Source organism: Brevundimonas sp. (genome assembly GCF_041919755.1).
Taxonomy (GTDB): Bacteria; Pseudomonadota; Alphaproteobacteria; order Caulobacterales; family Caulobacteraceae; genus Brevundimonas.
Window position 1 is genome coordinate 314,586 of the sequence record NZ_JAYRTD010000003.1, and the last position, 25,654, is coordinate 340,239.

The following is a 25,654-nucleotide window of genomic DNA, read 5'->3' on the forward strand; positions in this document are numbered from 1 at the left end:
AGCCGGGAGAAGTGGCGTGTCGACCATCCAGACCAACAGCTATCGTCGTCCGCGCGATCATTTCGAGCCCGAGGACAACGACCCGCAGGAGCAGCGACGCATTCGCGGCCTGCTGGAGCAGATCGACTATTCCGCCTTCATCGCCAATCGCGAGGTTGTCAGCCAGACGCTGCCGCCCCTCGACCCGGCGGTGTTCCAGCGCCTGGCCGTCCTGACGGCCACTTCACGGGCCAAATGGGTGGCCGAAGCGCTGCGTCTGTCGGAATCGGGGGCACCCGCCACGCCGGACCAGATCGCGCGCTTGACCTCGGCCCGCACCGCCTATGAGGAACTGGGCGAGGCCTATGAAGGCCTGCGCCGCATGGTCGAGCGCGGCTATGTGGCGATCAAGTCTCCGCCGGGCTGATCCCTTTCGCTGAGCCCTAGTCCAGCGGCTGGGGCCGGGTCACGACAGGCGCGTCCGGGTCGCTGCTGGGCGGGGCCGCCGTCGTCGGAGCCGGGCCTGCGGGCGGCGTCGGCGCAATCTCGATCACAACAGGCGGCGGCGTCTGTGCCTGGGCGGTCGTCGTCGGCGCGGGTGTGCTGGCCGGAGCCGGACGCGTGACGGTGGGTGTCGTCGCTCCGGTCGCCGCCGCGGGCTGCGTACGCGCCGGAGTCGGAGCGGGGGTTGCTGCCGGGACCGTGGCCGGCGCGGGCGTGTCGTTCGAGGTGGCCGGAGCCGGGGCGGCATCGACCGCGGGGGCAGTGACAGGCGCGATGGCGGACGGCGTCGTCACGGCGGCAGGAGCTTCCACGATCGGCGGAACGACCGGCGCGCGGTTGATCCACCAGATGCCCGCCGCGACGACGGCCAGGGCCGCGACGGCACCACCGGCGATCAGGGGCCTTCGGCTGGTTTTGTGGGGTGCGCGCTGGCGTGCGGGTAGTGCGCTCGGCGCAAAGACAGCGGAGGGCTTATCGGGGGTGACAGGAACAGGCGCTGCGGCGCGAGATTGAAGCGGCGCGGCGACCGGAGCCAGAGCCGGAGCGACGAGCACCGCCGGGGCCGCCGTGGCGGCCGCTGGCACCATGGTCGGTGTCGGCAGCGGACGCACTGTCAGATCGGGCGCAGGCGGCGCGGCCGGTGACCGATCAGAGGCAGGCGGCGGGACCGGCGGCGTGGCCGACTGGGTCTGCCGCTGCGTCGGCAGGGGCGGAGTCGGCTTGAAGGCCGGACGGGGGATCATCGAGCCGGAGAAGATGTCCGGGCGCGTGCCCATCGGCTGCGGTGGTTGCTGCTGCGGCACGGCGGACAGAGGCGTGGCGATCACGGGCGGTTCGCGCCGGAGTGCCTCCTGGCGCGCAGGTTGTGGTTTTGGCGGCTCGGGCAGGGGCGGCAGGCGTTCGCCGCGCGGCAGGGGACCGGCGCGGAAGGTCGTCTGGGGCGGGCGGCCCCAGATCGCCGGCTTGCGGAAGGGCTCGGCTGGCGGTGTGGACTTGGGATCGTTGTCGGTCGGCATTAGGGCTCCCGCACCGTGGTCGGCGCGTCTCGCGGGCGTAGTCGGCTAGGGTGAGGGCCGATCTGGCCCGTTTCGTGACGGTCAGTTCTTCAGACGATAGCCCGTCTTGAACATCCAGCCCACGACACCCAGGCAGATCAGAAAGAAGGCGGTCATGGCCCCGACGCTGACGCCGACGCCCACATCGCTGACGCCGTAGAAGGCCCAGCGGAAGCCGTCGATCAGATAGACCACCGGATTGAAGAGGGTCACGGTCCGCCAGGCGGGCGGCAGCATGTCGATGGAATAGAAGGCCCCGCCCAGGAAGGTCAGGGGCGTCACCACCAGCATGGGGATGAACTGCAGCTGTTCGAAGCTGTTCGACACCAGGCCGATGATGAATCCGAACAGACTGAAGGTCACCGAGATCAACAGCAGGAAGCCCAGCATGGCGACAGGATGCTGGATCTGCAGCGGCACGAACAGGGCAGCGGTCGCCAGCGTCACCAGCCCGACCAGCATCGACTTGGACGCCGCGGCCCCGACATAGGCGGTCACGGTCTCCAAAGGCGACAGCGGCGCCGACAGGATCTCATAGATGGTGCCCGTGAACTTGGGGAAATAGATGCCGAAACTGCCGTTGAAGATCGACTGGGTGAAGACCGACAGCATGACCAGGCCCGGCACGATGAAGGCCCCATAGGGCACGCCCCCGACTTCCTCCATCCGGCTGCCGATGGCCGAGCCGAAGACGACAAAATACAGGGCCGTGGTGATAACGGGCGTCACCAGGCTGCCGAAGATGGTGCGGCGGAACCGGGACATCTCGAAGTGATACAGGGCCCAGATGCCCCAGCCGTTGATGGTCATGCGGCGGCTCCCGTGGCGGGGGTGGTCGTATCGCGATGGACCAGGCTGACGAAGATGTCCTCCAGCGAGCTCTGGCGCGTGTTCAGGTCCTTGAAGGCGATGCCCAGGTCCGACAGCTTGCGCAACAGGGACGGCACGCCGGTGCGTTCCGCATTGGAATCGAAAACGTACTCCAGCTCATTGCCCTCGGCCTTCAGCGACAGCTCCCACTCCGCCAGTCCGGGCGGCAGGGTATCCAGCGGATCCTGCAGGTTCAGGGTCAGGGTCTTCTTGCCCAGCTTCTTCATCAGGGCGGTCTTTTCCTCGACCAGGATCAGTTCGCCTTTCAGGATGACGCCCACGCGGTCGGCCATTTCCTCGGCCTCCTCGATGTAGTGGGTGGTCAGGATAATGGTCACGCCACTGTCCCTCAGCCGGCGGACCAGTTCCCACATGTCACGGCGGAGCTCGACATCGACGCCGGCGGTGGGCTCGTCCAGGAACAGGATGTCGGGCTCATGGCTCAGGGCCTTGGCGATCATGACGCGGCGCTTCATGCCGCCGGACAGGGTCATGATCTTGTCGTTGCGCTTGTCCCACAGGCTGAGGTCGCGCAGCACCTTTTCGACATGGGCTGGATTGGGCGAACGGCCGAACAGGCCGCGACTGAAGTTGACCGTGGTCAGCACCGTCTCGAAGGCGTCGGTGGTCAGCTCCTGGGGCACCAGTCCGATCTTGGTCCGGGCCCGGCGATAGTCGGACTGAATGTCGTGGCCGTCGGCGATGACCGTGCCGGTCGAAGGCGTGACGATGCCGCAGATGATGGAGATCAGGGTCGTCTTGCCCGCACCATTGGGACCCAGAAGGGCGAAGATTTCGCCCTTGCCGATGGTCAGGTCCACGCGCTTCAGCGCCTGCAGGCCCGACTTGTAGGTCTTGGTCAGACCGTCGATCTGGATGACCGGATGCATGAATGCCCTCCCGTGAGCGATGCGCAGATAGGCGCGGGTCCGCGACCCTACAAGCCGGACGCCCACAAGAATGGGCGAAGCGGAGCCTTATGGCCGGCTGTGCATTTGCAGCCTCGTGTCGATCCTGTCGCAAGTCCTGCCCCGCCGCCTGATGCGGAACCTGCCGTCCACAGACCGGCTGCTGGAAGGGGCGGCGCGCGTCGGCTATGGCGCGCGCGGCTTTGTCTATCTGTCTGTCGGTCTGATCGCCTTGATGGCGGCGATGGACTTGATGCAGGACGCAGTCGGCACCAGCGGCGCTGTCGGCTGGCTGGCCCAGCGGCCATTCGGACGGGTGTGGCTAGTCCTGCTCGGCGTCGGTCTGTGGGCCTTTGTGCTGTGGCGGGTGCTGCAGTCCGTGTTTGATGCGGACCGGGAAGGCACCTCGCTGAAGGCCTGGGGCATGCGGGCAGGACAGGCGATCAGCGGTGTCGTCTATGGCCTGCTGGCCGCGGGTGTGTTCGAACTGCTGGACGAGGTGCAGGCCAATCCCGCCGCGGAGGACATCGCCGAGAACCAGCAGAAGGCAGCAGCTCTGCTGGAAATGCCGTTCGGGGACTGGCTGCTGATCGGAGTCGGACTGGCGGTTGGCGGTGTGGCGATCGGCAATATGGTGCGCGGCTTTCGGTCGGACTTTTCCAGCGACCTGGCCTGTTCGGCCGACATCTGCCGCCGCGTCGTGCCCGTGGCGCGGGCAGGCTATGTGGCGCGAGGGTTTGCCCTGCTGCCGCTGGCCCTGTTCGTGATCATCGCGGGCTTCCGGGCCAGCGCGGCGGAGGTCTCCAGCTTCGGGGCCGGGCTCGATGCGCTGGAGCGGCAGCCGGGCGGGTCGATCATCCTGTCGCTGACGGCCATCGGGCTGGTGGCCTTCGGGGCCTTTGCTTTTGTCGAGGCGCGATATCGTCGGATTCGAGCGCCCGACGACCTGAACCCGCTGAATTGAACATTCGCGACGTCGCGGCCTGCGTCCGGGCGGAACCTGCGCCGTATATCAAGGGTTCTCGTCTTCTGCCGGAGCATGACCATGTCGCTGAAATCGCTCACCGCCGCCCCTCTCATCGCCGCTGCCGCCCTTGCGCTCAGCGCATGTGTAACCGCCCCCTCGCCGGATCAGGTGCGCGCGCCCCAGCCGCTGAAGCCGATCGATCCTGAGCGGTTCTACAGCGGTCGCTGGCTGGAGATCGCCCGGCTGCCCATGGGGATCACCGACGGCTGCGTGGCGGGCGCCACCAACTATGTTCTCGTCAACCCGACCCGTGTCGATGTGCGAGACACCTGTCAGGTGGGTACGCCGCAAGGGCGTGAAAAGGCGATCGGTGCGCGGGGCGAGATCATGGACCCCGGCACCAATGCCAAGTTGAGAGCGCGGTATCTGGCCGGGTTTGTGACCTGGGACTACTGGGTGCTGGACCGCGCCGACGACTACAGCTGGTTCATCTCGGCCGATCCCACGTTCAACAAGTTGTGGATCTACACGCGCGAGGTGCCTGACGCCGCCGAGCGTGAGCGGCTGGTCGCCCGGGCTGCGGCGCTCGGCTATGATGTCAGCCGTCTGGAATTCCCCGAGTTCTGATCTCCGGAGCCGAGATGACACGATCGTTCAGCCAATCCCGCCTACTGGCGGCGGCCGCCTGTATGACGCTGGCGGCCTGCGCCGGACCGGCGGCGCTGGACCCCTCCGCCGGATTCGGGCCCAATCCTACCCTGCCCGAACCGACATCGTCGCTGCTGCCCCGGGTCAAGATCGCCGATGCGGTCGGCTGGCCCGCAGGGCGGATGCCGGTCGCCGCGCCGGGGTTCAGGGTTCAGGCGTTCGCGTCCGGCCTGGATCATCCGCGCTGGCTCTATCGCCTGCCCAATGGCGATATTCTGGTGGCCGAATCCAGCGCGCCGCCCAAGCCGGACGGCAAAAAGGGCGGCTTCCGTGGCTGGGTCCAGGGCCTGATCATGGGACAGGCGGGCGCGACCGTCCCCAGCGCCAATCGCATCAGCCTGCTGCGCGACGCGGACGGCGACGGCGTGGCCGAAACGAAGACGGCCTTCCTCGAAAACCTGATGTCGCCCTTCGGCATGGCTCTGGTCGGTGACACCCTCTATGTCGCCAATGCGGATGCGGTCGTGGCCTTCCCCTATCGCACCGGCCAGACACGGATCGAGGCGGCCCCGCGCGCGGTTGCGGCTCTGCCAGCAGGGCGCAATCACCACTGGACGAAGAGCCTGGTCGCCTCGCCGGATGGATCGCGGCTGTATGTCGGCGTCGGCTCCAACTCCAACATCGGCGAGAACGGCCTGGAGGAAGAGGAGGGGCGCGCCGCCATCTGGGAAATCGATCCGGCGACGGGCGCGCACCGCATCTTCGCCTCTGGCCTGCGCAACCCGGTCGGCATGGATTGGCAGCCGGACAGCGGCAAGCTGTGGGTCGCGGTCAATGAGCGGGACGAACTGGGCAACGATCTGGTGCCCGACTACATGACCTCGGTCACGTCGGGGGGATTCTATGGCTGGCCCTGGAGCTATTACGGCCAGGTCGTCGATACGCGCGTAAAACCCGCGCAGCCTGACAAGGTCGCGTCCGCCCTGCGCCCCGACTATGCGCTGGGGGCCCATACGGCCTCGCTGGGCCTGACGTTCGGCGAGGGCGACAGCTTCCCCGCACAATATCGCGGCGGGGCCTTCGTCGGTCAGCACGGCTCGTGGAACCGGTCGCCCCGCAGCGGCTACAAGGTGATCTTCGTGCCCTTCGCCAACCGTATGCCCGCCGGCATGCCGCAGGACATCCTGACGGGCTTCCTGAACGAGAACGAACAGGCCATGGGTCGGCCAGTCGGGGTTCAGTTCGATGCGACCGGGGCACTGCTGGTCGCCGACGATGTGGGCAATGTGATCTGGCGGGTCTCTGCCGCCTCCTAAGGCAAAGCGACAGACAAAAAGCCCCGGCAGGATCGTGCCTGCCGGAGCTCTCTTCTGGAACTTAGTCGCCAATTAACTGGCGGGCTGGACCACGATCACCGGTGCTGGAGCGGTCGGCGTGACCGGTGTCGGGGTGGGCGCAACCGTGACCGGGGCCCGGTTCAGCGTCGACGTCGGGTTGGGCGTCGTCGTGGCCGGTGCCGCGTTATAAGGCTGCGGGCCTGACAGAACCGGAGCCTCTTCTTCGGGCGGTGCCACGGGCGCGGCAGCACGCGTCGCGGCACGACGGACGGGGGCCGCCTCACGTTGGGTCGATGCAGTGCGAGTAACCGGCGCCGGAGCAGGAGCCGGTGCCACCTCCACCGGCGCAGGGGTCGCGGCGGATGTCAGAGGCGCGGCGGCGACATCATTGCTCAGCGGCTGGCTGACGATCGGGGCGGGCGTCGTGGCCTCGGCCTCGGCCATCTGGGCCTGTTCGCCACCATTCATCAGCATGACGGCACCGACGCCACCCACGGCCAGCACGCCGATGGGTGCCAGGATCATCCAGGTCTTGATGCCGCCCTTGCTCTTGCGGCTCTGACGGCTGCGGGCATAGGCGGGAACGTAAGGGGCGTCGCTGTTCAGCGTGCGGTCGTTGGTTTCGTCTGTATAGGTTACGGACATGTCTTTCACCTCCATTAGCGAGGTCCTGAAAACCGATGCGACAGAACAGAGTTCCGGAAAAACAGCTTTGCCGTGAAGAAACACCGATACGGTCACACATGAGGCGGGCGATGGATCGAACTGTGTTTCCCGAAACGGGAAATTTCGTCGATTTACTGGACGTCGTTGGCTAACTGACCTTGCGTCAACATCGTCTATCGCTTGCCGCCATCGTCCCAAACGACATTCCGATGCGATAAACGGCGCGAATATCGGCTGACCGGTTGACCCCGGCGGGCGGCTTGTCCATCAACCTCTTACGGGTGAATTCAGCGAAGGGCATGGGTTGGCGATGGGTCTGGTGGCGAACATCAAGCGCGACATTCGCTTCGCCAAGGGGCTGAACCGCCTGTTCAAGCGCATCAAGCCGATCGAACTGGATAGTTCGGTCCTGGTCTGCGACGACTGGGAAGAGGCCGTCGACAAGTTCGGCGACAACATCGCCATCCAGGACGACCACCGCAGCCTGACCTATCGCGAACTGGACGCCATGGCCAACCGGTTCGGCCACTGGGCCCAGAGCCGTCGGCTGAAGCGCGGCGACACGGTCGCCCTAGTCATGCTGAACCGCGCCGAATACATCGCCGCCTGGATGGGGTTCGCCAAGGTCGGGGTGGGCACTGCCCTGATCAACACCAACCTGACCGGCCACGCCCTGGCGCACTGCCTGTCGATCTCCAATGCTTCGCAGGTCGTCACCGACCTGGAATGCTGGCGCAATGTCGAGGATGCCCGGCTGCTGTCGGGGCGAAACCTGATGCTGTGGGTGCTGGGTCTGGGCGACGGCGACGAGGCCGACAATCGTCGGGGTCTGGACAAGCCGGTGCGCAGCGGATCGTCCGTGCGGCCCAACCGCTCGCTGCGGTCCGGCCTGACCAATCGCGATACGGCGCTGTACATCTACACATCGGGCACCACCGGCCTGCCCAAGGCGGCAAAGATCATTCATGCGCGGGCCCGCACCTATATGCGCGCCTTCGCAGGCGCGACGGCGGCGACCGACAAGGATGTGACGTTCAATGTCTTGCCGCTCTATCACTCGACCGGCGGTCTGGTCGGCATCGGCCCGGCCCTGCTGAATGGCGGCAAGCTGATCCTGCGCCGGCGGTTCTCGGCCTCGACCTTCTGGCCCGACGCCAAGGCGACCGGGGCCACCCTGTTCGTCTATATCGGGGAGCTGTGCCGCTATCTGGTCAACTGCCCGGAGAATGCGGACGAGAGGGCGCACAAGCTGCGTCTGGCCTTTGGCAACGGCCTGCGCCCCGATGTCTGGGACGACTTCCAGAAGCGGTTCCGCATCCCCGACATCCTGGAGTTCTACGGCTCGACCGAAGGCAATGTGTCGCTGTTCAACTTCGACGGCAAGGCGGGGGCGATCGGGCGCGTGCCCGGGTTCGTGAAGAACAAGATCAACTTCAAGCTGGTCAAGTTCGACATCGATACCGAAGAGCCCCTGCGCGGCAGCGATGGCCTGTGCCAACTGACCGGACCGGGCGAGGTCGGCGAGGCGATCGGCAAGATCAGCGACGACCTGCGCCACAGCTTTTCCGGCTATGCCGACAAGGCCGCGTCGGAGAAGAAGATCCTGCGCGATGTCTTCGTACGCGGCGACCGCTGGTTCCGCACCGGCGACCTGATGCGCCAGGACTCCGAGGGCTATGTCTATTTCATCGACCGGATCGGCGACACCTATCGCTGGAAGGGTGAGAACGTCTCCACCGCCGAGGTCGAGCAGCGGCTGGCTGACGCGCCGGGCGTCAAGGAGGTCATCGCCTATGGCGTGCCCATCCCCGGTCAGGAGGGCAAGGCCGGGATGGTGGCCCTCGTTCTGGAAGGCAAGTTCGCCGCCGCCGCCTTTGCACAGTGGGTCGAGGCCGAACTGCCGTCCTATGCGCGGCCTTGCTTTGTGCGGGTGATCAAGTCGGCCGAGACGACGGGGACGTTCAAATATCGCAAGATCGACCTGGTCGCCGACGGCTTCGATCCGGCCAAGGTGGATGGCGCGCTCTATGTCCGCGGCGGCAAGACCGGCTACACCAAGCTGACGGCGGCGGCGCGGGCGGCGATCCTGAGCGGCGAGACGCGTCTCTGATCGATCACGGTTCGCAACCGCCCCTTAATCATTAACGGTGATCATGCGCGCCTCTCCTGCCAGGATGCGCCTGCCTCATGTTTCAGATCATCGGTATCGTCGTGCTCTTCGGCATGGTGTTCGGCGGCTATACGATCGCCGGCGGCAAGATGGGGGTCATCCTTCACTCCCTGCCCTATGAGATGATGATGATCGGCGGGGCGGCCGTCGCGGCCCTGCTGATGTCCAACTCACCCGCGACCCTCAAGGGCGTCGCCGGCAGCTTCGGGCGCATCTTCGCCGGACCCAAGTGGAAGAAGCAGGATTACAAGGACCTGCTGTCCCTGCTGTTCCAGCTGACCAAGACGATGAAGTCCAAGGGCGTCATCGCCTTGGAAAGCCATATCGAAAAGCCCGGCGAGAGCACCATTTTCCAGCAGTACCCCAAGGTGCTGAAGGACCATTTCGCGACCGACTTCATCTGCGACACCCTGCGGATGATGACCATGAACCTGGAAGATCCTCACCAGATCGAGGACGTCATGGAAAAGCAGCTGGAGAAGCACCACCACGAGGCGCTGGGGCCCGCACACGCGCTGCAGCACATGGCCGACGCCCTGCCGGCCCTGGGCATCGTCGCCGCCGTGCTGGGGGTGATCAAGACCATGGCCGCGATCACCGAGCCGCCGGAGGTTCTGGGCGGCATGATCGGGGGCGCGCTGGTCGGCACTTTCCTGGGTGTGTTCCTGGCCTATGGTCTGGTGGGGCCGCTGGCGGCGCGCCTGCAGCAGCTCGTCGACGACGACGCCTCCTATTACAAGATCATCCGCTCGGTGCTGGTGGCCCATCTGCACGGAAACGCCGCCCAGATCTCGATCGAGATCGGTCGCGGCGACATTCCGTCGACGGCCCAGCCGTCCTTCGCCGAGATGGAAGAGGCCCTCTCGGCCGCACCTGCGGCGGCGTGATCGGCGTTCACGAACGCGTGATAATTTCGCTTGCCTGACGGTCAGCCTTGGCGTTCACTCCCCCTCGCGGGGGCGTCTGATCCCGCATAACCTTCTGAAAGGCTAAACATCATGCGCATTACCGCTCTGGTCGCTGCTTCGGTCGCCGCTCTGGCCCTCGCCGCCTGCACCCCCGCCGCCGAAGACAAGGCCGCCGACGCCAATGAAGCCGCCGCCGACGCGACCGAGGCCGCCGCCGCCGCGACGTCTGAGGCCGCCGAAGCCACCACCGAAGCCGCCGCTGCAACGGCCGACGCCGCTGCCGCCACCGCCGAAGGCGCGATGGCTCCGGCCACCACGCCGGCTCCCGCGACCGAAGGCGCCATGGCCCCGGCTCCGGCCCCGGCTCAGTAAGACGAGCGACATCGGCTTTTAGGCCGAACGGTTGAAAGGGTCGCCCTCGCGGGTGGCCCTTTTTCGTTGGACGAGGCCGTGGCCAGACGGTGCGACCGCACCGATTGTCTGATAGTCGTGGCGCTCGCCTTCCAACTGACAGAGACCCGATCCATGCGCCTGCCTCGCGCCGCCCTGTCCGTGACGTTCGTCGCCGTACTGGCGATCGCCGCATGCAGCAAACCGGCCGAAGAGGTCGCGACGGAGGCGCATTCGGCCGAGGCGGCGGACGGCGACCATGCCGAGGCACCGGCGGAAGAGGTCGTCACCATGGAACAGGCTGTCGCCGACGCCCGCGCCGCCGCCGAGGCGCCCGCCGCCCCGGTCCCGGCGAGCGCCCCGCCCGCCTCTGACGCGCCTGGTGCGGATCACGACACGGCATCGGGCGATCATGCGACCCCGACCCCGGCAGCGCCTGCAGCCGCCGCTCCGCACACGTCGGGCCATTGAGCGACGACCGCTCGCCCCGGCTGCTCTGGGCCGAGGACGGCTCACCACGCTCGGGCCGGTTCCATGACGTCTATTTCTCGAAAGAGGATGGCCTGGCCGAGAGCCGGGCGGTCTTCCTGGCCGGATGCGGCCTGCCAGAGGCCTGGGCGAGGCGGCGGCATTTTACCGTGGCGGAACTCGGGTTCGGGACCGGGCTGAATATCGTGGCCCTGCTGGACCAGTGGCGACGCGAGCGTCCCGCCGGAGGTCATCTACACATCTTCTCCGTCGAGGGCTTTCCGCTGAGCCGCGAGGAGGCCTCGCGCGCTCTCATAGCCTGGCCCGAGGTGGCGGAGATCACCGAAGCCCTGCTGGACCGCTGGCCGTCCGGCACGCCGGGATTCCACCGGTTGGACCTGTCCGAGTTCGGCGCGACCCTGGATCTCGCCATCGGGGATGCGGCGTGGGCCCTGGACCAATGGTCGGGACAGGCCGACGCCTGGTTCCTGGACGGGTTCGCGCCCTCGACCAATCCCGGCATGTGGTCGGACGCGGTGATGGACGCCATCGCGGCACGGTCTGCGCCGGGAGCGCGGGTCGCCACTTTCACGGTCGCGGGGGCTGTGCGGCGCGGCCTGTCCGAACGCGGCTTTCAGGTCGATAAAAGGCCCGGTCACGGCCGCAAGCGCGAGCGGCTGGAGGCGCGGCTGCCGGGCGAGACACCAGGGCAGCCAGTCCCGAGCGTCGCCGTGATCGGCGCGGGCATCGCGGGGGCCGCCCTGGCGCGAGCCTTCGCCGCCCTGGGTTATCGCGTGACCGTGATGGAGGCCGAGGCGGCGGGCGCGGGCGGATCGGGCTTTCCGGCCGCTCTCGTCACACCCCGGCTGGACGCGGGCGATCTCGACATTGCCGCCCTTCACGCCCAGGCGCTGGAGCGGGCGGGCGACCTCTACGGCCAGATCGAAGGGGCTGTGGTGGCGAAAAGCGTACTGCAGCTGGAACAGGCTGCCCGCGACGGGGCCCGCTTTCGCAAGATCGCGGAGCAGCCGATCTGGCCTGCGGGCGCGATGACGGTGGTGGATGCGACCACCGCATCGGCGCATCTGGGCGAGGCGGTCGACAGCGGTGGACTGATGATGGCCTCGGCGCTGGCGGTGCGGCCTGCGCCTGTGCTCGAAATCTGGCTTGGGACGGGCGACCGCCTGACCGCGACCATTTCCGACATTCAGCGGGCGGACGGGCGCTGGTGCCTGCTATCCGATGCTGGAGAGGTCGTGCTGGAGGCTGACGTCGTGGTTCTTGCCGCCGGATGGGGCAATGCCGCCCTCTCTGCCGATCTGTTACTGGCCCCCGTGCGAGGCCAGGCCGACTGGGCCGAGGACGACGCCTTGAAGGTGCCCGCAGTCGCCTGGGGCGGTTATCGGGTGCCGACCGGGCGCGGGGTTCTGTTCGGCGCGACGCACGATCGCGGGCGCACGGACACGATCACTTCGGCGGAGGACACGGCTCGCAATCTGGCGACCCTGGCGGCTCGCCTGCCTCACGCGTGTCAGGCTCTACCCCCGACGATCCACAGCCGCGCCGCCGTCCGCGCCACGACGCCCGACCGCCTGCCGCTGGCGGGGGCGGTGCCCGGAACAGAGGACCTGTATGTGCTGGGCGGGCTGGGCTCACGCGGGTTCTGCGTCGCCCCGCTGCTGGCGGAGCATGTCGCAGCCCTCGTCACCGACACGCCGTCGCCCCTGCCGCGCGATCTGGCCATCCGTGTGTCGCCGGCGCGCCACCGGGCTACGCCGCCTCTTGCGGAACAGACGACAAAGTCCGAGGCTTGATCGACAGCGGGGGCTGTCGAGGAGTGAGCCATGCGTATCGCCGCAATCGCCATGATGATCCCGTCCCTGCTCGCGGCCTGTGCGCCCACGTCGGGCGACGTGGGGCCGTCGGCGTCCGGGAGCCGGCCCGAGCGACAGTGTTTTGACGTCAGCCAAGTCGACAACTTCCGTCAGGGCCGGATCAGCGAGGTCTATCTGAAGGTCGGACGCAATGATGTGTATCGGCTGGATGCCGCGGGCGGATGCAACGATCTGGATTTCGCCTATCGGCTGGCCATCCTGCCAGATGGCGCAGGCCTGAGCGGCAGCCGTTTGTGCACCGACGACTGGGCGCGTCTGGTCGTGCCGGGATCGACAACGCCCGCCAGTGTCTGCCGCGTGCGGATCAGCAAGCGACTGACGGCGGAAGAGGTCGAGGCCCTGCCCGCTGCCTACAGACCCTAACCCTTCTGGGCGTAGCCCAGCCGCTGGTTCAGCTTTTCGATCAGGTCGATGGCCGTATCGGCGATGACGGAGCCAGGCGGATAGACGGCGGCGGCCCCCATTTCGATCAGGGTCTGGACGTCGCCTGGCGGGATCACCCCGCCGACGGTGATCATGATGTCCGGCCGCCCCAGCTTTTCCAGCTCGGCCTTCAGCTCCGGCACCAGCGTCAGGTGGCCGGCGGCCAGGGAGGAGGCTCCGACCACGTGAACGTTATTGGCCACGGCGTCGCGCGCGGCCTCGGCCGGGGTCTGGAACAGGGGTCCGGCGACAGCCTCCAGCCCCAGGTCGCCATAGGCGGTGGCGACCACTTTCTGGCCCCGGTCGTGACCGTCCTGACCCAGCTTGGCGATCAGGATGCGCGGCGGCCCGCCGTCGTTCTCGACGAAGGCGGCGACCATGTCGCGGGCTTTGGATACCTTTGGATTTTCCCCGGCCTCCTTCGCATAGACACCCTGGACAGTCTGGACTCTGGCGACATGGCGACCGAAGGCGGCTTCCAGCGCGTCTGAAATCTCGCCGACCGTCGCATGGGCGCGAGCCGCCTGAACGGACAGCTCCATCAGATTGGCCTTGCCCCGCGCCCCTTCGGTCAGGGCATTCAGCGCGGCCTGCGTCTTCGCCTCGTCGCGTTCGGCCCGCAGCTTCTGCAGCTTCTCGATCTGGCGGGCGCGGACCTCGGCATTGTCGACTTTCAGCATTGGAATGTCGTCGAGGGTGTCGTTCAGATAGCGGTTCACGCCCACGACCGTCTGCTGGCCCGTGTCGATCCGAGCCTGAGTCTTTGCCGCCGACTCTTCGATCCGCAGCTTGGGGATGCCCGCCTCGATCGCCTTGGCCATGCCGCCCAGTTCACGCACTTCGGCCATGTGGGCCCGTGCCCGCTCGGCCAGTTCGTGGGTAAGCCGCTCGACATAGTAGCTGCCACCCCAGGGATCGATGACGCGGGTCAGCCCGGTCTCCATCTGCAGCAGGATCTGGGTATTGCGCGCGATCCGGGCCGAGAAATCCGTCGGCAGGGCCAGGGCCTCGTCCAAGGCGTTGGTGTGCAGGCTCTGCGTCTGACCGCCCGCCGCCGCCATGGCCTCGACCATGGTGCGCGGCACATTGTTGAACACATCCTGGGCCGCCAGCGACCAGCCCGAGGTCTGGCAATGGGCGCGCAGGGACAGCGACCTCGGGTCGGTCGCGCCGAACTCGGCCTTGACCGCCTCGGCCCACAGAAGGCGGCCCGCGCGCATCTTGGCCACCTCCATGAAGTAGTTCATGCCGATAGCCCAGAAGAAGCTGAGGCGCGGCGCGAACCGGTCCACCGCCATGCCCGCATCGACACCCGCCCGGATGTATTCCAGCCCGTCGGCCAGGGTGTAGGCCAGCTCGATATCGGCCGACGCCCCCGCCTCCTGCATGTGATAGCCGGAGATGGAGATGGAGTTGAACTTGGGCGTCTCCTCGGCTGTCCAGGCGAAGATGTCGGCGATGATCCGCATCGAGGGCGCGGGCGGATAGATGTAGGTGTTCCGGACCATGAACTCCTTGAGCACATCGTTCTGGATCGTGCCGGTCAGGGCGGCATGAGGCACGCCCTGCTCCTCCGCCGCCACGACATAGAGCGCCAGGATCGGCAGGACCGCGCCGTTCATCGTCATTGAGACGGACATCTGATCCAGCGGAATGCCGTCGAACAGGGTGCGCATGTCAAGGATGGAATCGATCGCGACCCCGGCCATGCCGACGTCGCCCGCCACGCGCGGATGGTCGCTGTCATAGCCCCGGTGCGTGGCCAGGTCGAAGGCGATGGACAGCCCCTTCTGCCCCGCCGCCAGGTTGCGGCGATAGAAGGCGTTCGATGCCTCGGCGGTGGAGAAGCCCGCATACTGGCGGATCGTCCAGGGATTGCCCGCATACATGGTCGGATAGGGGCCCCGCACATAAGGCGCGATGCCGGGCAGGCCGTGGATGAAGTCCAGTCCTTCCACGGCGCTGGCGTCATAGGCAGTCGCGACGGTCAGCCCCTCGGGCGTGCGCCAGGCGTCGCGCTCGGGCCCGGTGCCCGTGGCGGAGGTGTCGAGAACGACGCGGGAGAAATCGGGGAAGTTCATTGCGTCTCTCCCGTGTCTCGCGTCTCGAAGACGGCGGCGAAGCGGATGGGCGTGAGGGGCTCGCAGGTGTCACCGCCGCCATGGGCCGAGGTGATCGGCTCATCTGCGACGGGGACCGGACGCGGCTCGGGATCGACGTATTTGGTCACGCCCACGATCTGGGCCGAGCCATTGGTCAGCGCCTGTTCGCGCAGGGCCCGTGCCCGGGCGACGCGCGGCTGGATCAGTCCGCCCTTCAGGGCCTCGACCAGACCGCCCTCGGCTTGGATGATCTGGAACTCGGCCCAGGCCGCCTCGGCGAGGTCGCGGGTGCGGGCGTCGAGGTACCAGGAGCCGGAGGCCGGATCGTCCACCCGCCCCAGATTGGCCTCCTCCATCAGCACCAGCTGGGTGTTGCGCGCCTGACGCCGGGCAAAGGCGTCGGGCCGTCCGGCCGCGCGTGAAAAGGCATCGATCACCACGGCATCCGCCCCGCCGACTGCGCCCGCAAAGCCCGCCGCCGTCAGCCGCAGAAGATTGGGCCAGGGATCGAGCCGGCTCAGCATCCGCCGCGACGATCGCGCCTCGATCGTGGCGGGGGCGTCGAATCCAAAGGCTCCCGTCAGCGTCTTCCACAGCATGCGCAGGGCCCGCACCTTGGCGAGGCCGTCGAAGTATTCGGCGTCGACTGACACGCCCATAACGGTCGCCCGGAGCGCGGCCTCGGCCGTCATGCCCGCATCGGTCGCCGACCTGGCCAGGGCCACGGCATTGGCGAGGACGAAGGCCAGCTCCTGGGCGATGGAGCCGCCCGTCTCATGCACCACGCGCCCGCCGGCCATGAACAGGCTGGCGTCCGGATAGGCCCCAGCATGCCGCGCCGCCGTGTTAGCCGCCAGTTCCAGATGCGCCTCAATGGGGCGCGGCGACGCCCCCGCCGCGGCAAAGGCGGACAGGGGGTCCAGATGGAACATCAGTTTCGCGCGCGGCGAGCCCTTGCCCACCACCGCCAGGGCATTGGCCGCATCCGGCCCGTCCAGACCCGCATCCAGCCCGACCGCTGCCAGTTCCAGCGCGACGCCGTCCAGCGCGCGGGCCAACGGCTCGCTGTCGTTCAGGATCGCGCCTTTCATTATCACCGAAGCAGCCCCACCCGTGAGATCGGTCAGCACCGCCGCATTGACGGCGCCCGGCGCATCGCCCTCGACAAGCGTCCGCAAGTCCCAGGCCCGGCCCTCCGCATCCGACGGGCGTGGCGCGAAGATGGGCTCGACCGTCGTCGCCTCAGCATAGAGGGGCCGCACCACCAGCTGGTCCGCATCCAGATGGACCAGGCTCTCCAGAGGCCGGTCCTTGAGCGCCTTCTGGGCCAGCGCACGCCATTGGTCGGGGGAGGGGGTCTCGAACAGGTTCGCCATGCCGCTTCATTGCCTCGCACGCGCGAGCGGGTCCAGCCCGCAGAAGGCCGAACCGGACGTCAGTGATGCGAGGAGGCGATGGTGGACGCGACAGGGATTGAACCTGTGACCCCTACGATGTCAACGCGGCCAAGCTTGAGTGCAGCTCGTTTCTCCGCGTAACATTTTCTCACAATTTCAATAAGTTGTTTCAAAATCGCGTTTCGCGGCTGTTCGGGAAATTGCACCGAGTTCTGCATTCTCTGCCCCACTAGCGCCCCACTAGATTTTCGGACCAGGGCGACGGACCACTATAATTAAAGCGCTGAAAACGCTCATCTTCCGAATTTCGGCATGCCATGAGCATCCGAGCCAGCGTCGATTTTTGATGCATTCCGGGAAGGCTCGGACGGCCGTCGTTTCCCGGCGCTTCACTTCATCTGAGAACCCGTCGATGGCCGTAGGCTATTGCGGCCAGCGCGTTTCACGCCGTCTCAGGCGGTTTCAAAGCCGAATATATTCAATGCATTGGGTTCCCATCGCTGGGTTTGCGCGATACCGCCGGGACAATGCTCTGAGTGTTTTTCGGTCCGGGCTCATCAGGGTTCGGGGCCTTCAGACACGTCTCTCGGGTGTACGGAACACGGAGGGTTCGATGCCGACCACGACTGTGACCACAGACCGCCAGATCTCAGCGCTGAAGCCACTTTCACGGGTATACGAGGTCGCGATTGGAGATGCCCGTGGCCTCTACGTACGGGTCTTTCCGACCGGGACACGGAATTTCGAGCTGCGATACACCTGCGATTCCGGCTCCCGGCGAAGACTGGGGATCGGGACATGGCCTGAACTGAGCCTCGCGCAGGCGAGAGTGCGCGCAGGAGAAAATCGCGTCGCCGTTCAGGATGGAAGTGATCCCGCGGCCGAGCGCGCGCAGAGACGTCTGGAGGCTCGCACGGGCGAAACCCTGGCCGAGCTCGCCGAGTCTTACTGGTCCGCGGCAAAGCGGGGTCTGCACGGCGGTCGGCGCCGGCCCAAACGCGAAAGCACCATCAGGACCGAGCGTGGATGGTGGGACAACCACATCCGCCCCAAGCTCGGCCAACGCTTCTACCGCGACCTCAAGAGACGCGACATTCGGCTTTTCATGAAGGAGATGACCGACACAACTGATCTTGCGCCAGCCAGTCTGGCGTCCGTGGGTGCGGTCCTTCAGTCCATCCTTCAGTACGCGGTCCAGGAGGAGAAGCTGGAGTCGAACCCCGCGCTGGGCCAGGCCAGGCCTCTGGCTTTGACCTCCCGGGACCGCATGTTCTCGGACCAATCCCTAAAGGTGATCTGGGAAGTCATCGAGGGCGCCGCCGAAGCCAGGCCGATAGGTCCGCTGACGGGTGAGGCGTTCAACGCGATCTCGCCAACGACAGCACTGGCCCTTCAATTCCTGCTGCTGACCCTGACACGTCGGTCAGAGGTGGCGGAGGCGCGATGGAATGAGTTCGATCTGCGCGCCGGAACGTGGACGATCCCCGCGGGGCGAGCCAAGGCCCAGCACATTCACGTGGTCCCCCTGACGGCGCGCATGGTCGAAGTGCTTCGCAAGGTTCGTGCGCGTCACCCCACCGGCAGCGTGGTGTTTCCCGCTACCCGTAAGGACGGGGTCGCCATGGAGCCGCGCCTTCTGACCCGATCGGTCGCCCGCATTTGCGAGCGGTACGACCTGCCGAAAGGCTCGCCACACGACTTCCGTCGTTCCGGCGCGACCACCCTGATCGGACGCTATCATGTGAACCGCATGCTGGCCGGCCTGATCCTCGGGCACACAATCAAGGAGGGCGCGGCGGCGACCAGCGTCTACGACCGCTACAGCTACCTGCCGGAGAAGCATCGAGCGCTGGAGATCTGGGGTGACCATCTCGCCGGTCTCGAGCGCGCCCATGAAGCCCCCCCGCCCGCGCTCGGCTGGTTCGGGGCCGCCTCGCAGTGATCGAAACCGGGGCCTGATTGCCCTCGTGACGAAAGAGAGCCATATCTTGTCCATGAAACTCAACTCGCGAGAGTCCCTCGACACCGGATCGAAGCTTGTCCGGGAGTTCGGCAGCTGGACCGAGGTGCGTCGCCAGAGCCGGCCGAACAAGCACGGCGTCATGGTGTTGCAGGTCAAGCGAGAGGACCGCGAACGCGCTTCCCCGCAGGACCATAAAGTCGCCTCCGGCGAGCGGTGAGCCTCACCTTCAATCTGATCCTGGCGCTGTTTCTGCTGGCGCCGGGCTTGGGAATGTTCGCCGGCGTCTACACTGGTGGACGCGCGCCCTTCCGACCCGCCCCCGCCGAGCCCGGTTCGATCCACGCCCTGGCTTTGGTGTCGATCGGGGCATTGCTCTGCCATGCCCTGTTCGCATGGCTGTTCGCGGGCATGGACCTCTACTGCGGTCACGGTCCCTGTTTCGCCGTCGGCTTCGACCCAAACCCCTACGAGACGATCCTCGACCTCCGCCAGATCCTGGCCGCGAGCGGCACCAATTCGCCTCCCCCGGGTGAATTGAGTTCTGGCGGGGTCGCCTGGCTTTTCACCATCCTTCTGATCATCGGCTTCGTCGGCTTCCTGTTCGGACTTCTGGCCATGCTGGTCGTCAACCGGACCGGCCTGATGCGCGCCACGGTCTACGGGTGGGCGGACGAGGTGCTGCGCGGCGCGGACACCAAGGCTCATGTGTTCACCGCCTATGTGCTGACCGACACCGAAAAGGATGGAAACCTTCTGGGCTACGAAGGCTCGCTCATCGACATGCGCCAGTCCCCGTCCGGGGAGATCCGCGTGGTCGTGTTGAAGGATGTTGAGCCGTTCGTTGTCCAGATGGAGAGCAACTCTGCGCGGCGGAAGCCGGAGCCCATCGAGGCCAAGTCCTCGGATCTCATCAATGTGCTGACCATCGAGGGCGCGCACATCAAGAACATCGCGTTCCGCGCCTTCCTCGATCCCCGCGCCCTGACCCAGGCCGAGTACGACCGGATGGAGGCCGAGGGCGAGTTCGAGGTCGACGAGAACGATGACGACCTGGCCGACGGAGAGCCCATCGTGCCGGCGACGGTGTCGGTGGACCCAAAGCCGGCGGTGAAGAGACGTCGACCGCCGCGCAAACCGACCGGGAAGCGCTGACGGCGGCTAGCGGACGCCGATGTATTTGTGGGTCTGGACGCTGAGCCGCCATTTCGGGTGAGCGAGGCAATACTCGATGGCCGCCGCCGTATTGGCGGCCTGGTCCGGGCCATCCATCGGCTGAAGCCAGAAGCGCTCGAACGCCAGGTGCTCGAACCGGTCAGGCATGGCCTTGTCCTGCGGGAAGACCAGCTTCAGTTCCTGGCCCGACGTCTGGACGACCGGTGCGTCGGCCTTGGGGCTGACGCAGATCCAGTCGATCCCGTCCGGCGCCGCCAGGGTGCCGTTGGTCTCGATGGCGATTTCGAAGCCAGCCTCATGCAGGGCGTCGATGAGCAGGCGGTCCAGTTGCATGAGCGGCTCCCCGCCGGTGCAGACGACCAGTTTCGGATCTCCGTCGCGTCCCCGCCACATCGAGGCGACATGGGCCGCCATCGCCTCGGGCGAGCGAAACTTGCCACCGCCATCGCCGTCCGTACCCACGAAGTTGGTGTCGCAGAAGGTGCAGATCGCGGAGAGACGGTTCCGCTCCAGCCCGCTCCAGAGGTTGCAGCCCGCGAAGCGCAGGAAGACCGCAGTACGACCGGCCTGGCCGCCCTCTCCCTGAACGGTCAGGAAGACTTCCTTGGCTGAGTAGGTGCGGGAGAGGGTCACGCGGTCTCGGTACAGGGCTTTGGACTTCGCAGGAATCGGCGCGTCCAATCCTCACGATGGCTATCACGTCGCGGTCGTCGACGCTCAGAAATCGAAGGCGGTCTGGTTCTGGCATTGCGACGGCTTGCGTCGCTTGCGGACTGGCCCGGCCGCCTCGACCGGATCGCTCGCCTCGACCTGCGTCGTCCGTGTCGGGGCCCCGTGCAGCAAACGAGTCGTCGGCTCTGGACGATCCTCGATGACCTTCGGGACGCGCCGGGGTTCGGGCAGGCGTCGCGGCAGCCGGCTGCGCCGCCACTCGAGGATCTCGCTCTGCCACCAGCCCACCCGATTGGGCGAGACCTGGACGGATGCCGGGAAGTCGCCTGTCTTCTGCAGACGCCAGACCGTCGTGCGGCTGAGCCCGGAGATCACCTTGACCTGCGACCAGGGCAGGATGCGGTCTTCCAGTTCCGGGGGCGAGGGCGGTCGCGCGTTCAACTCATCCATGACGTCGCGCCTGGGCCGCCGCGGGCGCGGCGGGCCGCAGCTCGCCGATCTGGGAGCGCGCCCAGTCCCGAAGAACGCCGCGAGGATAGTACGGCTTATTACGTATGTGGCGGCACGGCGGGCCATCGCCGCCGGTCGACCAGATCCGCGCGAGGGTCTCCGGCTTCAGGCGGATTCCGAACTGGGCGAGGAAGGCTGACGCCTCCTTGCGGGTCAGGAGATCCTCATCGCCATCGGCGACCTCGACGCCGACCTCTTCCGGCACGGGGATCACCAGGCCGCCTCCGGCGACCGGCACTGCGGCGCGTTTCGCACGCCTCGTCCGGCGGTCAGAGCCAGGTAGCAGTCGATCACGCTGACGACGTAGTTCCGGGTCTCCTCAATATCGGGGATCCGACCCAGCCGCGCCACGCGCCCGGGGCCCGAGTTGTAGGCCGCCAGCGCCAGCCGAAGATCGCCGAACCGGATCAACTGCCGGGCGAGATAATCCGCTCCGCCCGACAGGTTTTGCTCGACGTCGAACCGATCCCGGACGCCCAGATCCGCCGCCGTCCCGGGCATCAACTGGGTCAGCCCGCCCGCACCGGCCGGCGACACCGCGTTTAGCCGATAGGCGGACTCGACGATCACCAGGGCATGGAGAAGCTTCTCGTCCACCCCGTGACGCTCCGCCGCCCGCGCGATGGCCTCGGCATAGGGTTGAGACAACTCCGTCAGGCGGGGCGTCACACCGCCCGTGTCCTCACGGAGGTCCGCAGCCTCAACGGCGGGACGACCGAACAGGTCTCCCCCCGCCCGGGCCCAGTCCACGGACTGCGCACTCGCCGGCCCTGCCAACATCCACACGGCCGCCACGGCCGACATCATCCTCACCATGTCAGGGTCTCCCGAAACACCCCGTCCAGGTCGGAGACGCGGACGGGTCCAAAATGCCGGCTGTCGAAACTCCCGGGCGTGTCGCCGAGCAGGAAGACCTCTCCGGCCTCCAGCCGTCGACACCCCGACCACTGGGGCAGGGCCGCCCCACGGCCATCCTGGAGGCGGACCCGGATCGACCGCCCCCCGACCTCGATCCGGTCGTCCGCGCGGCAGACGTGGTCGCCCTCGATGGCCGCCGCCCGCTTCAGGAGGCGCACGTCCGATGGCATGCCGAGCGCGGCGAGATAGGGGCGGGCCGCACGGGGCTGAGGCACGGCGACCATGGCGCCGCGCGCGGGTTGTGAGCCGAACGTCCGCACATACAGACCGCGCGGCACGCTCGGGCTTTCGTTGACCAGGGCCAGCGCCGGCGCGTGATGCGCCGCCACTCCGAGGCCGGTCACGCCCAGGATCGCTCCGCCCAGGGCGGCCCAGGACCTTCGGGCGTCGAGGGGCGATCTCATGGCTGGTACGGCTCCAGGATCAGATCGCGTGTGATCATCACACGGACCGGCGCGCCAGGCCGCAGACGGATCGAGGGCCGCACCTGCAGTTCACGGTCCACCAGACGGCCGCCCACCTGGGCGCCCTCGATCGCGGCCGCGTCGCCGGCGTCGCCGAGGAAACTCCCGCCGCCCCGATCGCCGTCGTCACGGGCGATCTGGCCGAGGGTGGTTATGGCGCCGGCGAAGAGGGTTCCGGCCAGCAGCGGCAGGAGGCGACGATCGACCTGGCCCCGGACGCCGACCGCGCCCTGGGCGTCCACACCCGGCTCTTCGGTGAGCAGAAGACTCTTGCCATTGGGCAGGATCAGCCGATCCCACACGAGAAAGGCCCGGCGGTCCCCATAGGCGCTGTCTCCCTCATGGCGGCCGATCAGTCGCGTGCCCTGGGGCAGGACGAGGTGCCGGCCGCTGACCGTGTCGAACACATTCTGGGTCACGGTCGCGACCACAGGCCCGGCCCGTTCGGTGTCCACGCCGGTCAGGATGGCGGCCGGGATGATCGCCCCGGCCTTCAGTTCATAGGGCGACAAGGGCGCGGTCAGGCTGTGCCCGTTGTACATGGCGCCCACATCTCCGCGTTCGACGCGCGGGGACGCCGAGACCCCGGCCTCCGGCGATCGCCCGCCGCCCGTCTGTGTGGGGGACTCGAAGAACAGGCCGGAGCGCGCCGCGAGTTCGCGTGGACTGGGGCCGCGGTCCGCCGTTCGGGACGGCGGGGTCGCCGACCTGTAGGCATTGACCGGAGGCGAGATCGGCTCGCCGGCCTCCGCGGCCGGCGTCTCGCGGGCTTCGCCACGCGGCGGCGGAAGGCGGTCATAGCTGGCCGGTTGATCCGTCACCGAGTCCGCGGGCCGCACGACGCCCTGGGCGCTGTCCTCCCGCGCCTCCGCGGCGCGCGCCCGGGCGCTCTCTCTCAGTTCGGGTTGCACCACGAAGGCCCAGGCCAGCGAGCCGGAAACCAGGATCACGCCGCCGATGACGATGACCTGCACCACCGACTTTCGCAGACGGGTGGCTGGGGGACGCGGCGCCCGCATCGACAGTCCGGGCGGCGGCGTCTTGGTCGCGGCCCCGGGTTGGGCGGCGGCCTGCTCGAACGGGTCGTGCCCCGGGACGCGGGTCATCGCACGCCCCCCATGCGACGAAGGCGAACGACCTGGGGCCGTCTGTCGCCCAGACGGAGTTCGGCCCTGTCGAAGACCCGGTCGACGATGAACAGGCCGCCGGACTGCCGGTAGTTGACCATCTGGGCCTCGCCATCCGCGGCGATCACGAACAGCGCCGGCGCTTCGTCGATCTGGAGATCCGGGTCAAAGGCGATGAAGGTGCGGCGACCATCGTTGAACACCGACGACGGGGTCCAGCGCGCGCGGCGGCCTTGCGGTTCAATGCGATAGCGCGCGTCAAGCGGCCCCTCCGGTTCGACCACCGGATCAGCGACGCGGGCCGGTTCCGTCCAGGTCGCGACGCCGCTCGCGGGCTCCTCGAAGGCCGTGGCGTCCCAGGCCACCCCCGCGTTGAAGCTGTCGGCGCCCACGCTCCTGAGGTCGAGGAAATAGACCCGCCGGTTGGTCGTCAGGACCAGATTGGTCTCCAGGCCGCGCTGCAGGGGCTTGAGCAGAACATGGGTTCGACGCCCCGCCCCCTCTCCCGAAGCCGCCTCGCCGATCTGCCAGCGCACCGTGTCGCCGGCCGCCTTGGAGACCAGCACCTCGCCTGGAGCGAGGGTCAGGGTGGTCACACGCAGGGGCGCCGCGCGGACGGGATAGATGCGGCCAGGCGTCCAGGCGAAGACCTGCATGCCGTTCTCGAGCCGGTCCGCCACAGCGCTGGCCGGTGCGGGGCGATCGTCAGCCTCCGGCTCAACCGCGGCATAGGGCATGGCCGTGTCCGCCTCCGTGACGACCAGCGGTTCTTCGACGATCTCCATCGGCCGCTCGGCCACCGGGGCTTCGATATCGACGGACAGTCTGGCGACCCCGGCCGGCGGCTCGACGGGACGGGTGTCGCGCAAGACCGCGCAGCCTGACAGGCCAAGGCCCGCGCAGGCGAGGATCAGGAGGCGTCGGGGGTCCATGAGATGTCCTCGATCTTCAGTCCAAGGGGGTTCTTCATCAGCTCGGCCTCCGTGCGAGGCGGCTGACGACCGGTCGTGATCAGGGCGCGCCAGCGTTCGGCGCCGGCCTGCTGGCCATTGACGAAGCGGGTCTCACGCCATTGCAGGTCGTAGGTGCGCTCGGTGCGCCGCACGACATTGAGCACCTCGACATTCACGGCCTCGCGCCCGACCTCCGCGAAGGGGTCGTGGGCGGCGGCCCAGGCATTGAGGAAGGACGCCGCGCGCGGGCTCAGCAGGTCGTAGGCCCGCAGCCAGTTCTGGCGGATCACGATCGGGTCGATGGACTTGGACCGGACGTCGCGGATCCAGTTCGACAGGGCGTGACCGACCTGGGCCTCTGTTGGTTCATAGCGACCGCCGATGGCGGTGATCCTCTGGGTTTCGCCCCAGTCGGACACCTCGACCACGAAGGGCTTCACCACCGCCCGGTCGGCCTGCACCCACCAGCCGGCGCCGAGGAAGGCGGCCAGGGCGAGGTTGGCCAGAGCGATCCGCCGCCAGTTCCGGGCATGCGCGAGGGACAGGCCCATGCGGTCGTCCCAGATCTGGCCGGCGCGCTGATAGGGCGTCGCCTCGGGCGCGGACGACTGCACGCGCCGGGGTCGAAAGAAGGGATGCATCAGTCACGCTCCTCGGTCCGCAAGGTGGGGGACAGGACGCCGCTGCTCTCGGCCGAAGGCATCAGCCCCCGACCCGCATTGGCGACGAAGAAGGCCTGGAGGGCTGCGGAGCGGGCCGGCGGCCGGGGCTGCGCCGGGATCGATCCGCCGGCGGCCGCGCGATGGAAGTCCTGGCGAGCGGCCTCCGCCTCCCGGGCGATCTTCGCCTCGGACCGTCCTCGCGTTCCTGACCCGGACGACCCGGCTCCAGATCCGGTCTCCGGAGACGCGGCGGGCGCAGGTTCGGCAGGCGCGGGCTCCGCGTCCAGGCGCGCCGGCGCCGGTTCGGCCACTCTGCCCCAGGCGCGCGTCCCGCGCGGCGAGGGATTGTCGTTGGACGGGCGCGGCGGCGTCGGCGGCGGACCGGCTGGGCCTGCGCCGGTAGGGCCAGTCGGCGTCGGCGGTGCGGAGGGCCGCGCCGGGCCCGATCCCGACGCCGCGCGGGCCGGGCCGGCCACGCGCGCCGCCCCGCCGCCCGCCGCCGCGCCCGCGCCGGCCACACCGGCT

General features: G+C 67.8%; 27 protein-coding genes and 2 pseudogenes. 14 read left to right on the forward strand and 15 right to left on the reverse strand.

What is annotated here, in order from left to right; translation table 11 throughout:
- Nucleotides 1-16: 16 nt before the first annotated feature.
- Nucleotides 17-406, forward strand: coding sequence for a hypothetical protein (locus ACE3TH_RS06575; RefSeq protein WP_374598503.1), 390 nt, complete (start codon nucleotides 17-19; stop codon nucleotides 404-406).
- A 16-nt stretch (nucleotides 407-422) separates the two neighbouring features.
- Here the strand turns inward: ACE3TH_RS06575 and ACE3TH_RS06580 are convergent, their stop codons facing one another.
- From ACE3TH_RS06580 to ACE3TH_RS06590, 3 genes are all read right to left on the reverse strand, one after another.
- Nucleotides 423-1,499: a hypothetical protein gene (locus tag ACE3TH_RS06580; RefSeq protein ID WP_374598505.1), complete on the reverse strand. Its 1,077-nt coding sequence runs from the start codon at nucleotides 1,497-1,499 to the stop codon at nucleotides 423-425.
- A gap of 81 nt (nucleotides 1,500-1,580) precedes the next feature.
- The gene (locus ACE3TH_RS06585; protein WP_374598584.1) at nucleotides 1,581-2,342 is read right to left on the reverse strand and encodes an ABC transporter permease; all 762 of its coding nucleotides are present in this window, start codon (nucleotides 2,340-2,342) and stop codon (nucleotides 1,581-1,583) included.
- Nucleotides 2,343-2,344: 2 nt separating this feature from the next.
- Nucleotides 2,345-3,298, reverse strand: a complete 954-nt coding sequence (locus ACE3TH_RS06590; RefSeq protein ID WP_374598507.1) for an ABC transporter ATP-binding protein — start codon at nucleotides 3,296-3,298, stop codon at nucleotides 2,345-2,347.
- Nucleotides 3,299-3,368: 70 nt separating this feature from the next.
- Between ACE3TH_RS06590 and ACE3TH_RS06595 the strand changes: the two genes are divergently transcribed.
- From ACE3TH_RS06595 to ACE3TH_RS06605, 3 genes are all read left to right on the forward strand, one after another.
- A complete protein-coding gene (locus ACE3TH_RS06595) occupies nucleotides 3,369-4,280 on the forward strand; it encodes a DUF1206 domain-containing protein (RefSeq protein ID WP_374598509.1) in 912 nt (303 codons plus the stop codon).
- A gap of 81 nt (nucleotides 4,281-4,361) precedes the next feature.
- A complete protein-coding gene (locus tag ACE3TH_RS06600; RefSeq protein WP_374598511.1) occupies nucleotides 4,362-4,910 on the forward strand; it encodes a lipocalin family protein in 549 nt (182 codons plus the stop codon).
- Nucleotides 4,911-4,924: 14 nt separating this feature from the next.
- Nucleotides 4,925-6,247 (forward strand): sorbosone dehydrogenase family protein, encoded by a 1,323-nt coding sequence (locus tag ACE3TH_RS06605; protein ID WP_374598513.1) that lies wholly within the window; start codon nucleotides 4,925-4,927, stop codon nucleotides 6,245-6,247.
- A 72-nt stretch (nucleotides 6,248-6,319) separates the two neighbouring features.
- On the opposite strand, the gene ACE3TH_RS06610 is transcribed toward ACE3TH_RS06605, so the two are convergent.
- Complete coding sequence (locus ACE3TH_RS06610) at nucleotides 6,320-6,913, reverse strand: hypothetical protein (RefSeq protein ID WP_374598515.1); 594 nt, start codon at nucleotides 6,911-6,913, stop codon at nucleotides 6,320-6,322.
- Between the two features lie 331 nt (nucleotides 6,914-7,244).
- Between ACE3TH_RS06610 and ACE3TH_RS06615 the strand changes: the two genes are divergently transcribed.
- The 6 genes from ACE3TH_RS06615 (at nucleotide 7,245) to ACE3TH_RS06640 (ending at nucleotide 13,128) form a co-directional block, all read left to right on the forward strand.
- Nucleotides 7,245-9,044 carry a long-chain-acyl-CoA synthetase gene (locus ACE3TH_RS06615; RefSeq protein ID WP_374598517.1) on the forward strand — a complete coding sequence of 600 codons (1,800 nt, stop codon included), beginning with the start codon at nucleotides 7,245-7,247 and terminating at the stop codon, nucleotides 9,042-9,044.
- A 77-nt stretch (nucleotides 9,045-9,121) separates the two neighbouring features.
- On the forward strand, nucleotides 9,122-9,991 hold the full coding sequence (gene motA, locus ACE3TH_RS06620) for a flagellar motor stator protein MotA (RefSeq protein WP_374598519.1): 870 nt from the start codon (nucleotides 9,122-9,124) through the stop codon (nucleotides 9,989-9,991).
- Nucleotides 9,992-10,102: 111 nt separating this feature from the next.
- Nucleotides 10,103-10,384, forward strand: a complete 282-nt coding sequence (locus ACE3TH_RS06625) for a hypothetical protein (RefSeq protein WP_374598521.1) — start codon at nucleotides 10,103-10,105, stop codon at nucleotides 10,382-10,384.
- Nucleotides 10,385-10,537: 153 nt separating this feature from the next.
- Complete coding sequence (locus ACE3TH_RS06630) at nucleotides 10,538-10,873, forward strand: hypothetical protein (RefSeq protein ID WP_374598523.1); 336 nt, start codon at nucleotides 10,538-10,540, stop codon at nucleotides 10,871-10,873.
- A complete protein-coding gene (gene mnmC / locus ACE3TH_RS06635) occupies nucleotides 10,870-12,684 on the forward strand; it encodes an FAD-dependent 5-carboxymethylaminomethyl-2-thiouridine(34) oxidoreductase MnmC (protein WP_374598524.1) in 1,815 nt (604 codons plus the stop codon). The genes ACE3TH_RS06630 and mnmC overlap by 4 nt, the downstream gene beginning before the upstream one ends.
- 30 nt (nucleotides 12,685-12,714) lie before the next feature.
- Nucleotides 12,715-13,128 carry a DUF6491 family protein gene (locus tag ACE3TH_RS06640; RefSeq protein ID WP_374598526.1) on the forward strand — a complete coding sequence of 138 codons (414 nt, stop codon included), beginning with the start codon at nucleotides 12,715-12,717 and terminating at the stop codon, nucleotides 13,126-13,128.
- Here the strand turns inward: ACE3TH_RS06640 and scpA are convergent.
- Complete coding sequence (gene scpA, locus ACE3TH_RS06645) at nucleotides 13,125-15,269, reverse strand: methylmalonyl-CoA mutase (RefSeq protein WP_374598528.1); 2,145 nt, start codon at nucleotides 15,267-15,269, stop codon at nucleotides 13,125-13,127. The two genes, ACE3TH_RS06640 and scpA, sit on opposite strands and share 4 nt — an antisense overlap.
- Nucleotides 15,266-16,666 carry a methylmalonyl-CoA mutase family protein gene (locus ACE3TH_RS06650; protein ID WP_374598530.1) on the reverse strand — a complete coding sequence of 467 codons (1,401 nt, stop codon included), beginning with the start codon at nucleotides 16,664-16,666 and terminating at the stop codon, nucleotides 15,266-15,268. The genes scpA and ACE3TH_RS06650 overlap by 4 nt, the downstream gene beginning before the upstream one ends.
- A gap of 634 nt (nucleotides 16,667-17,300) precedes the next feature.
- On the opposite strand from ACE3TH_RS06650, the pseudogene ACE3TH_RS06655 reads away from it, so the two are divergent.
- The 4 genes and pseudogenes from ACE3TH_RS06655 to ACE3TH_RS06670 all read left to right on the forward strand — a co-directional run.
- A pseudogene (locus tag ACE3TH_RS06655) lies at nucleotides 17,301-17,570 on the forward strand (Arm DNA-binding domain-containing protein); the annotation flags it as partial.
- Between the two features lie 231 nt (nucleotides 17,571-17,801).
- The gene (locus ACE3TH_RS06660) at nucleotides 17,802-18,629 is read left to right on the forward strand and encodes a tyrosine-type recombinase/integrase (RefSeq protein ID WP_374598586.1); all 828 of its coding nucleotides are present in this window, start codon (nucleotides 17,802-17,804) and stop codon (nucleotides 18,627-18,629) included.
- Nucleotides 18,630-18,675: 46 nt separating this feature from the next.
- On the forward strand, nucleotides 18,676-18,867 hold the full coding sequence (locus tag ACE3TH_RS06665; RefSeq protein ID WP_374598532.1) for a hypothetical protein: 192 nt from the start codon (nucleotides 18,676-18,678) through the stop codon (nucleotides 18,865-18,867).
- Nucleotides 18,864-19,802, forward strand: coding sequence for a hypothetical protein (locus ACE3TH_RS06670; protein WP_368925184.1), 939 nt, complete (start codon nucleotides 18,864-18,866; stop codon nucleotides 19,800-19,802). Before ACE3TH_RS06665 ends, ACE3TH_RS06670 begins: the two co-directional genes overlap by 4 nt.
- Before the next feature lie 6 nt (nucleotides 19,803-19,808).
- Here ACE3TH_RS06670 and queE read toward each other — a convergent pair whose 3' ends face one another.
- The 9 genes and pseudogenes from queE to ACE3TH_RS06715 form a co-directional block, all read right to left on the reverse strand.
- Entirely contained in the window at nucleotides 19,809-20,456 is a 648-nt protein-coding gene (gene queE / locus ACE3TH_RS06675; RefSeq protein ID WP_368925185.1) for a 7-carboxy-7-deazaguanine synthase, read from the reverse strand.
- 84 nt (nucleotides 20,457-20,540) lie between these two features.
- The gene (locus ACE3TH_RS06680) at nucleotides 20,541-20,945 is read right to left on the reverse strand and encodes a helix-turn-helix transcriptional regulator (RefSeq protein WP_368925187.1); all 405 of its coding nucleotides are present in this window, start codon (nucleotides 20,943-20,945) and stop codon (nucleotides 20,541-20,543) included.
- The gene (locus tag ACE3TH_RS06685; RefSeq protein ID WP_374598535.1) at nucleotides 20,938-21,219 is read right to left on the reverse strand and encodes a hypothetical protein; all 282 of its coding nucleotides are present in this window, start codon (nucleotides 21,217-21,219) and stop codon (nucleotides 20,938-20,940) included. The genes ACE3TH_RS06680 and ACE3TH_RS06685 overlap by 8 nt, the downstream gene beginning before the upstream one ends.
- Entirely contained in the window at nucleotides 21,216-21,821 is a 606-nt protein-coding gene (locus ACE3TH_RS06690) for a lytic transglycosylase domain-containing protein (protein WP_374598537.1), read from the reverse strand. Before ACE3TH_RS06690 ends, ACE3TH_RS06685 begins: the two co-directional genes overlap by 4 nt.
- Nucleotides 21,815-22,327, reverse strand: coding sequence for a S26 family signal peptidase (locus ACE3TH_RS06695; RefSeq protein ID WP_368925191.1), 513 nt, complete (start codon nucleotides 22,325-22,327; stop codon nucleotides 21,815-21,817). Before ACE3TH_RS06695 ends, ACE3TH_RS06690 begins: the two co-directional genes overlap by 7 nt.
- Entirely contained in the window at nucleotides 22,324-23,493 is a 1,170-nt protein-coding gene (locus ACE3TH_RS06700; RefSeq protein ID WP_368925193.1) for a TrbI/VirB10 family protein, read from the reverse strand. The genes ACE3TH_RS06695 and ACE3TH_RS06700 overlap by 4 nt, the downstream gene beginning before the upstream one ends.
- Nucleotides 23,490-24,446, reverse strand: coding sequence for a TrbG/VirB9 family P-type conjugative transfer protein (locus tag ACE3TH_RS06705; RefSeq protein ID WP_374598539.1), 957 nt, complete (start codon nucleotides 24,444-24,446; stop codon nucleotides 23,490-23,492). The genes ACE3TH_RS06700 and ACE3TH_RS06705 overlap by 4 nt, the downstream gene beginning before the upstream one ends.
- Complete coding sequence (gene trbF, locus ACE3TH_RS06710; protein WP_368925195.1) at nucleotides 24,425-25,108, reverse strand: conjugal transfer protein TrbF; 684 nt, start codon at nucleotides 25,106-25,108, stop codon at nucleotides 24,425-24,427. The genes ACE3TH_RS06705 and trbF overlap by 22 nt, the downstream gene beginning before the upstream one ends.
- Nucleotides 25,108-25,654, reverse strand: a pseudogene (locus ACE3TH_RS06715) (P-type conjugative transfer protein TrbL); the annotation flags it as partial. The pseudogene ACE3TH_RS06715 and the gene trbF, both read right to left, overlap by 1 nt.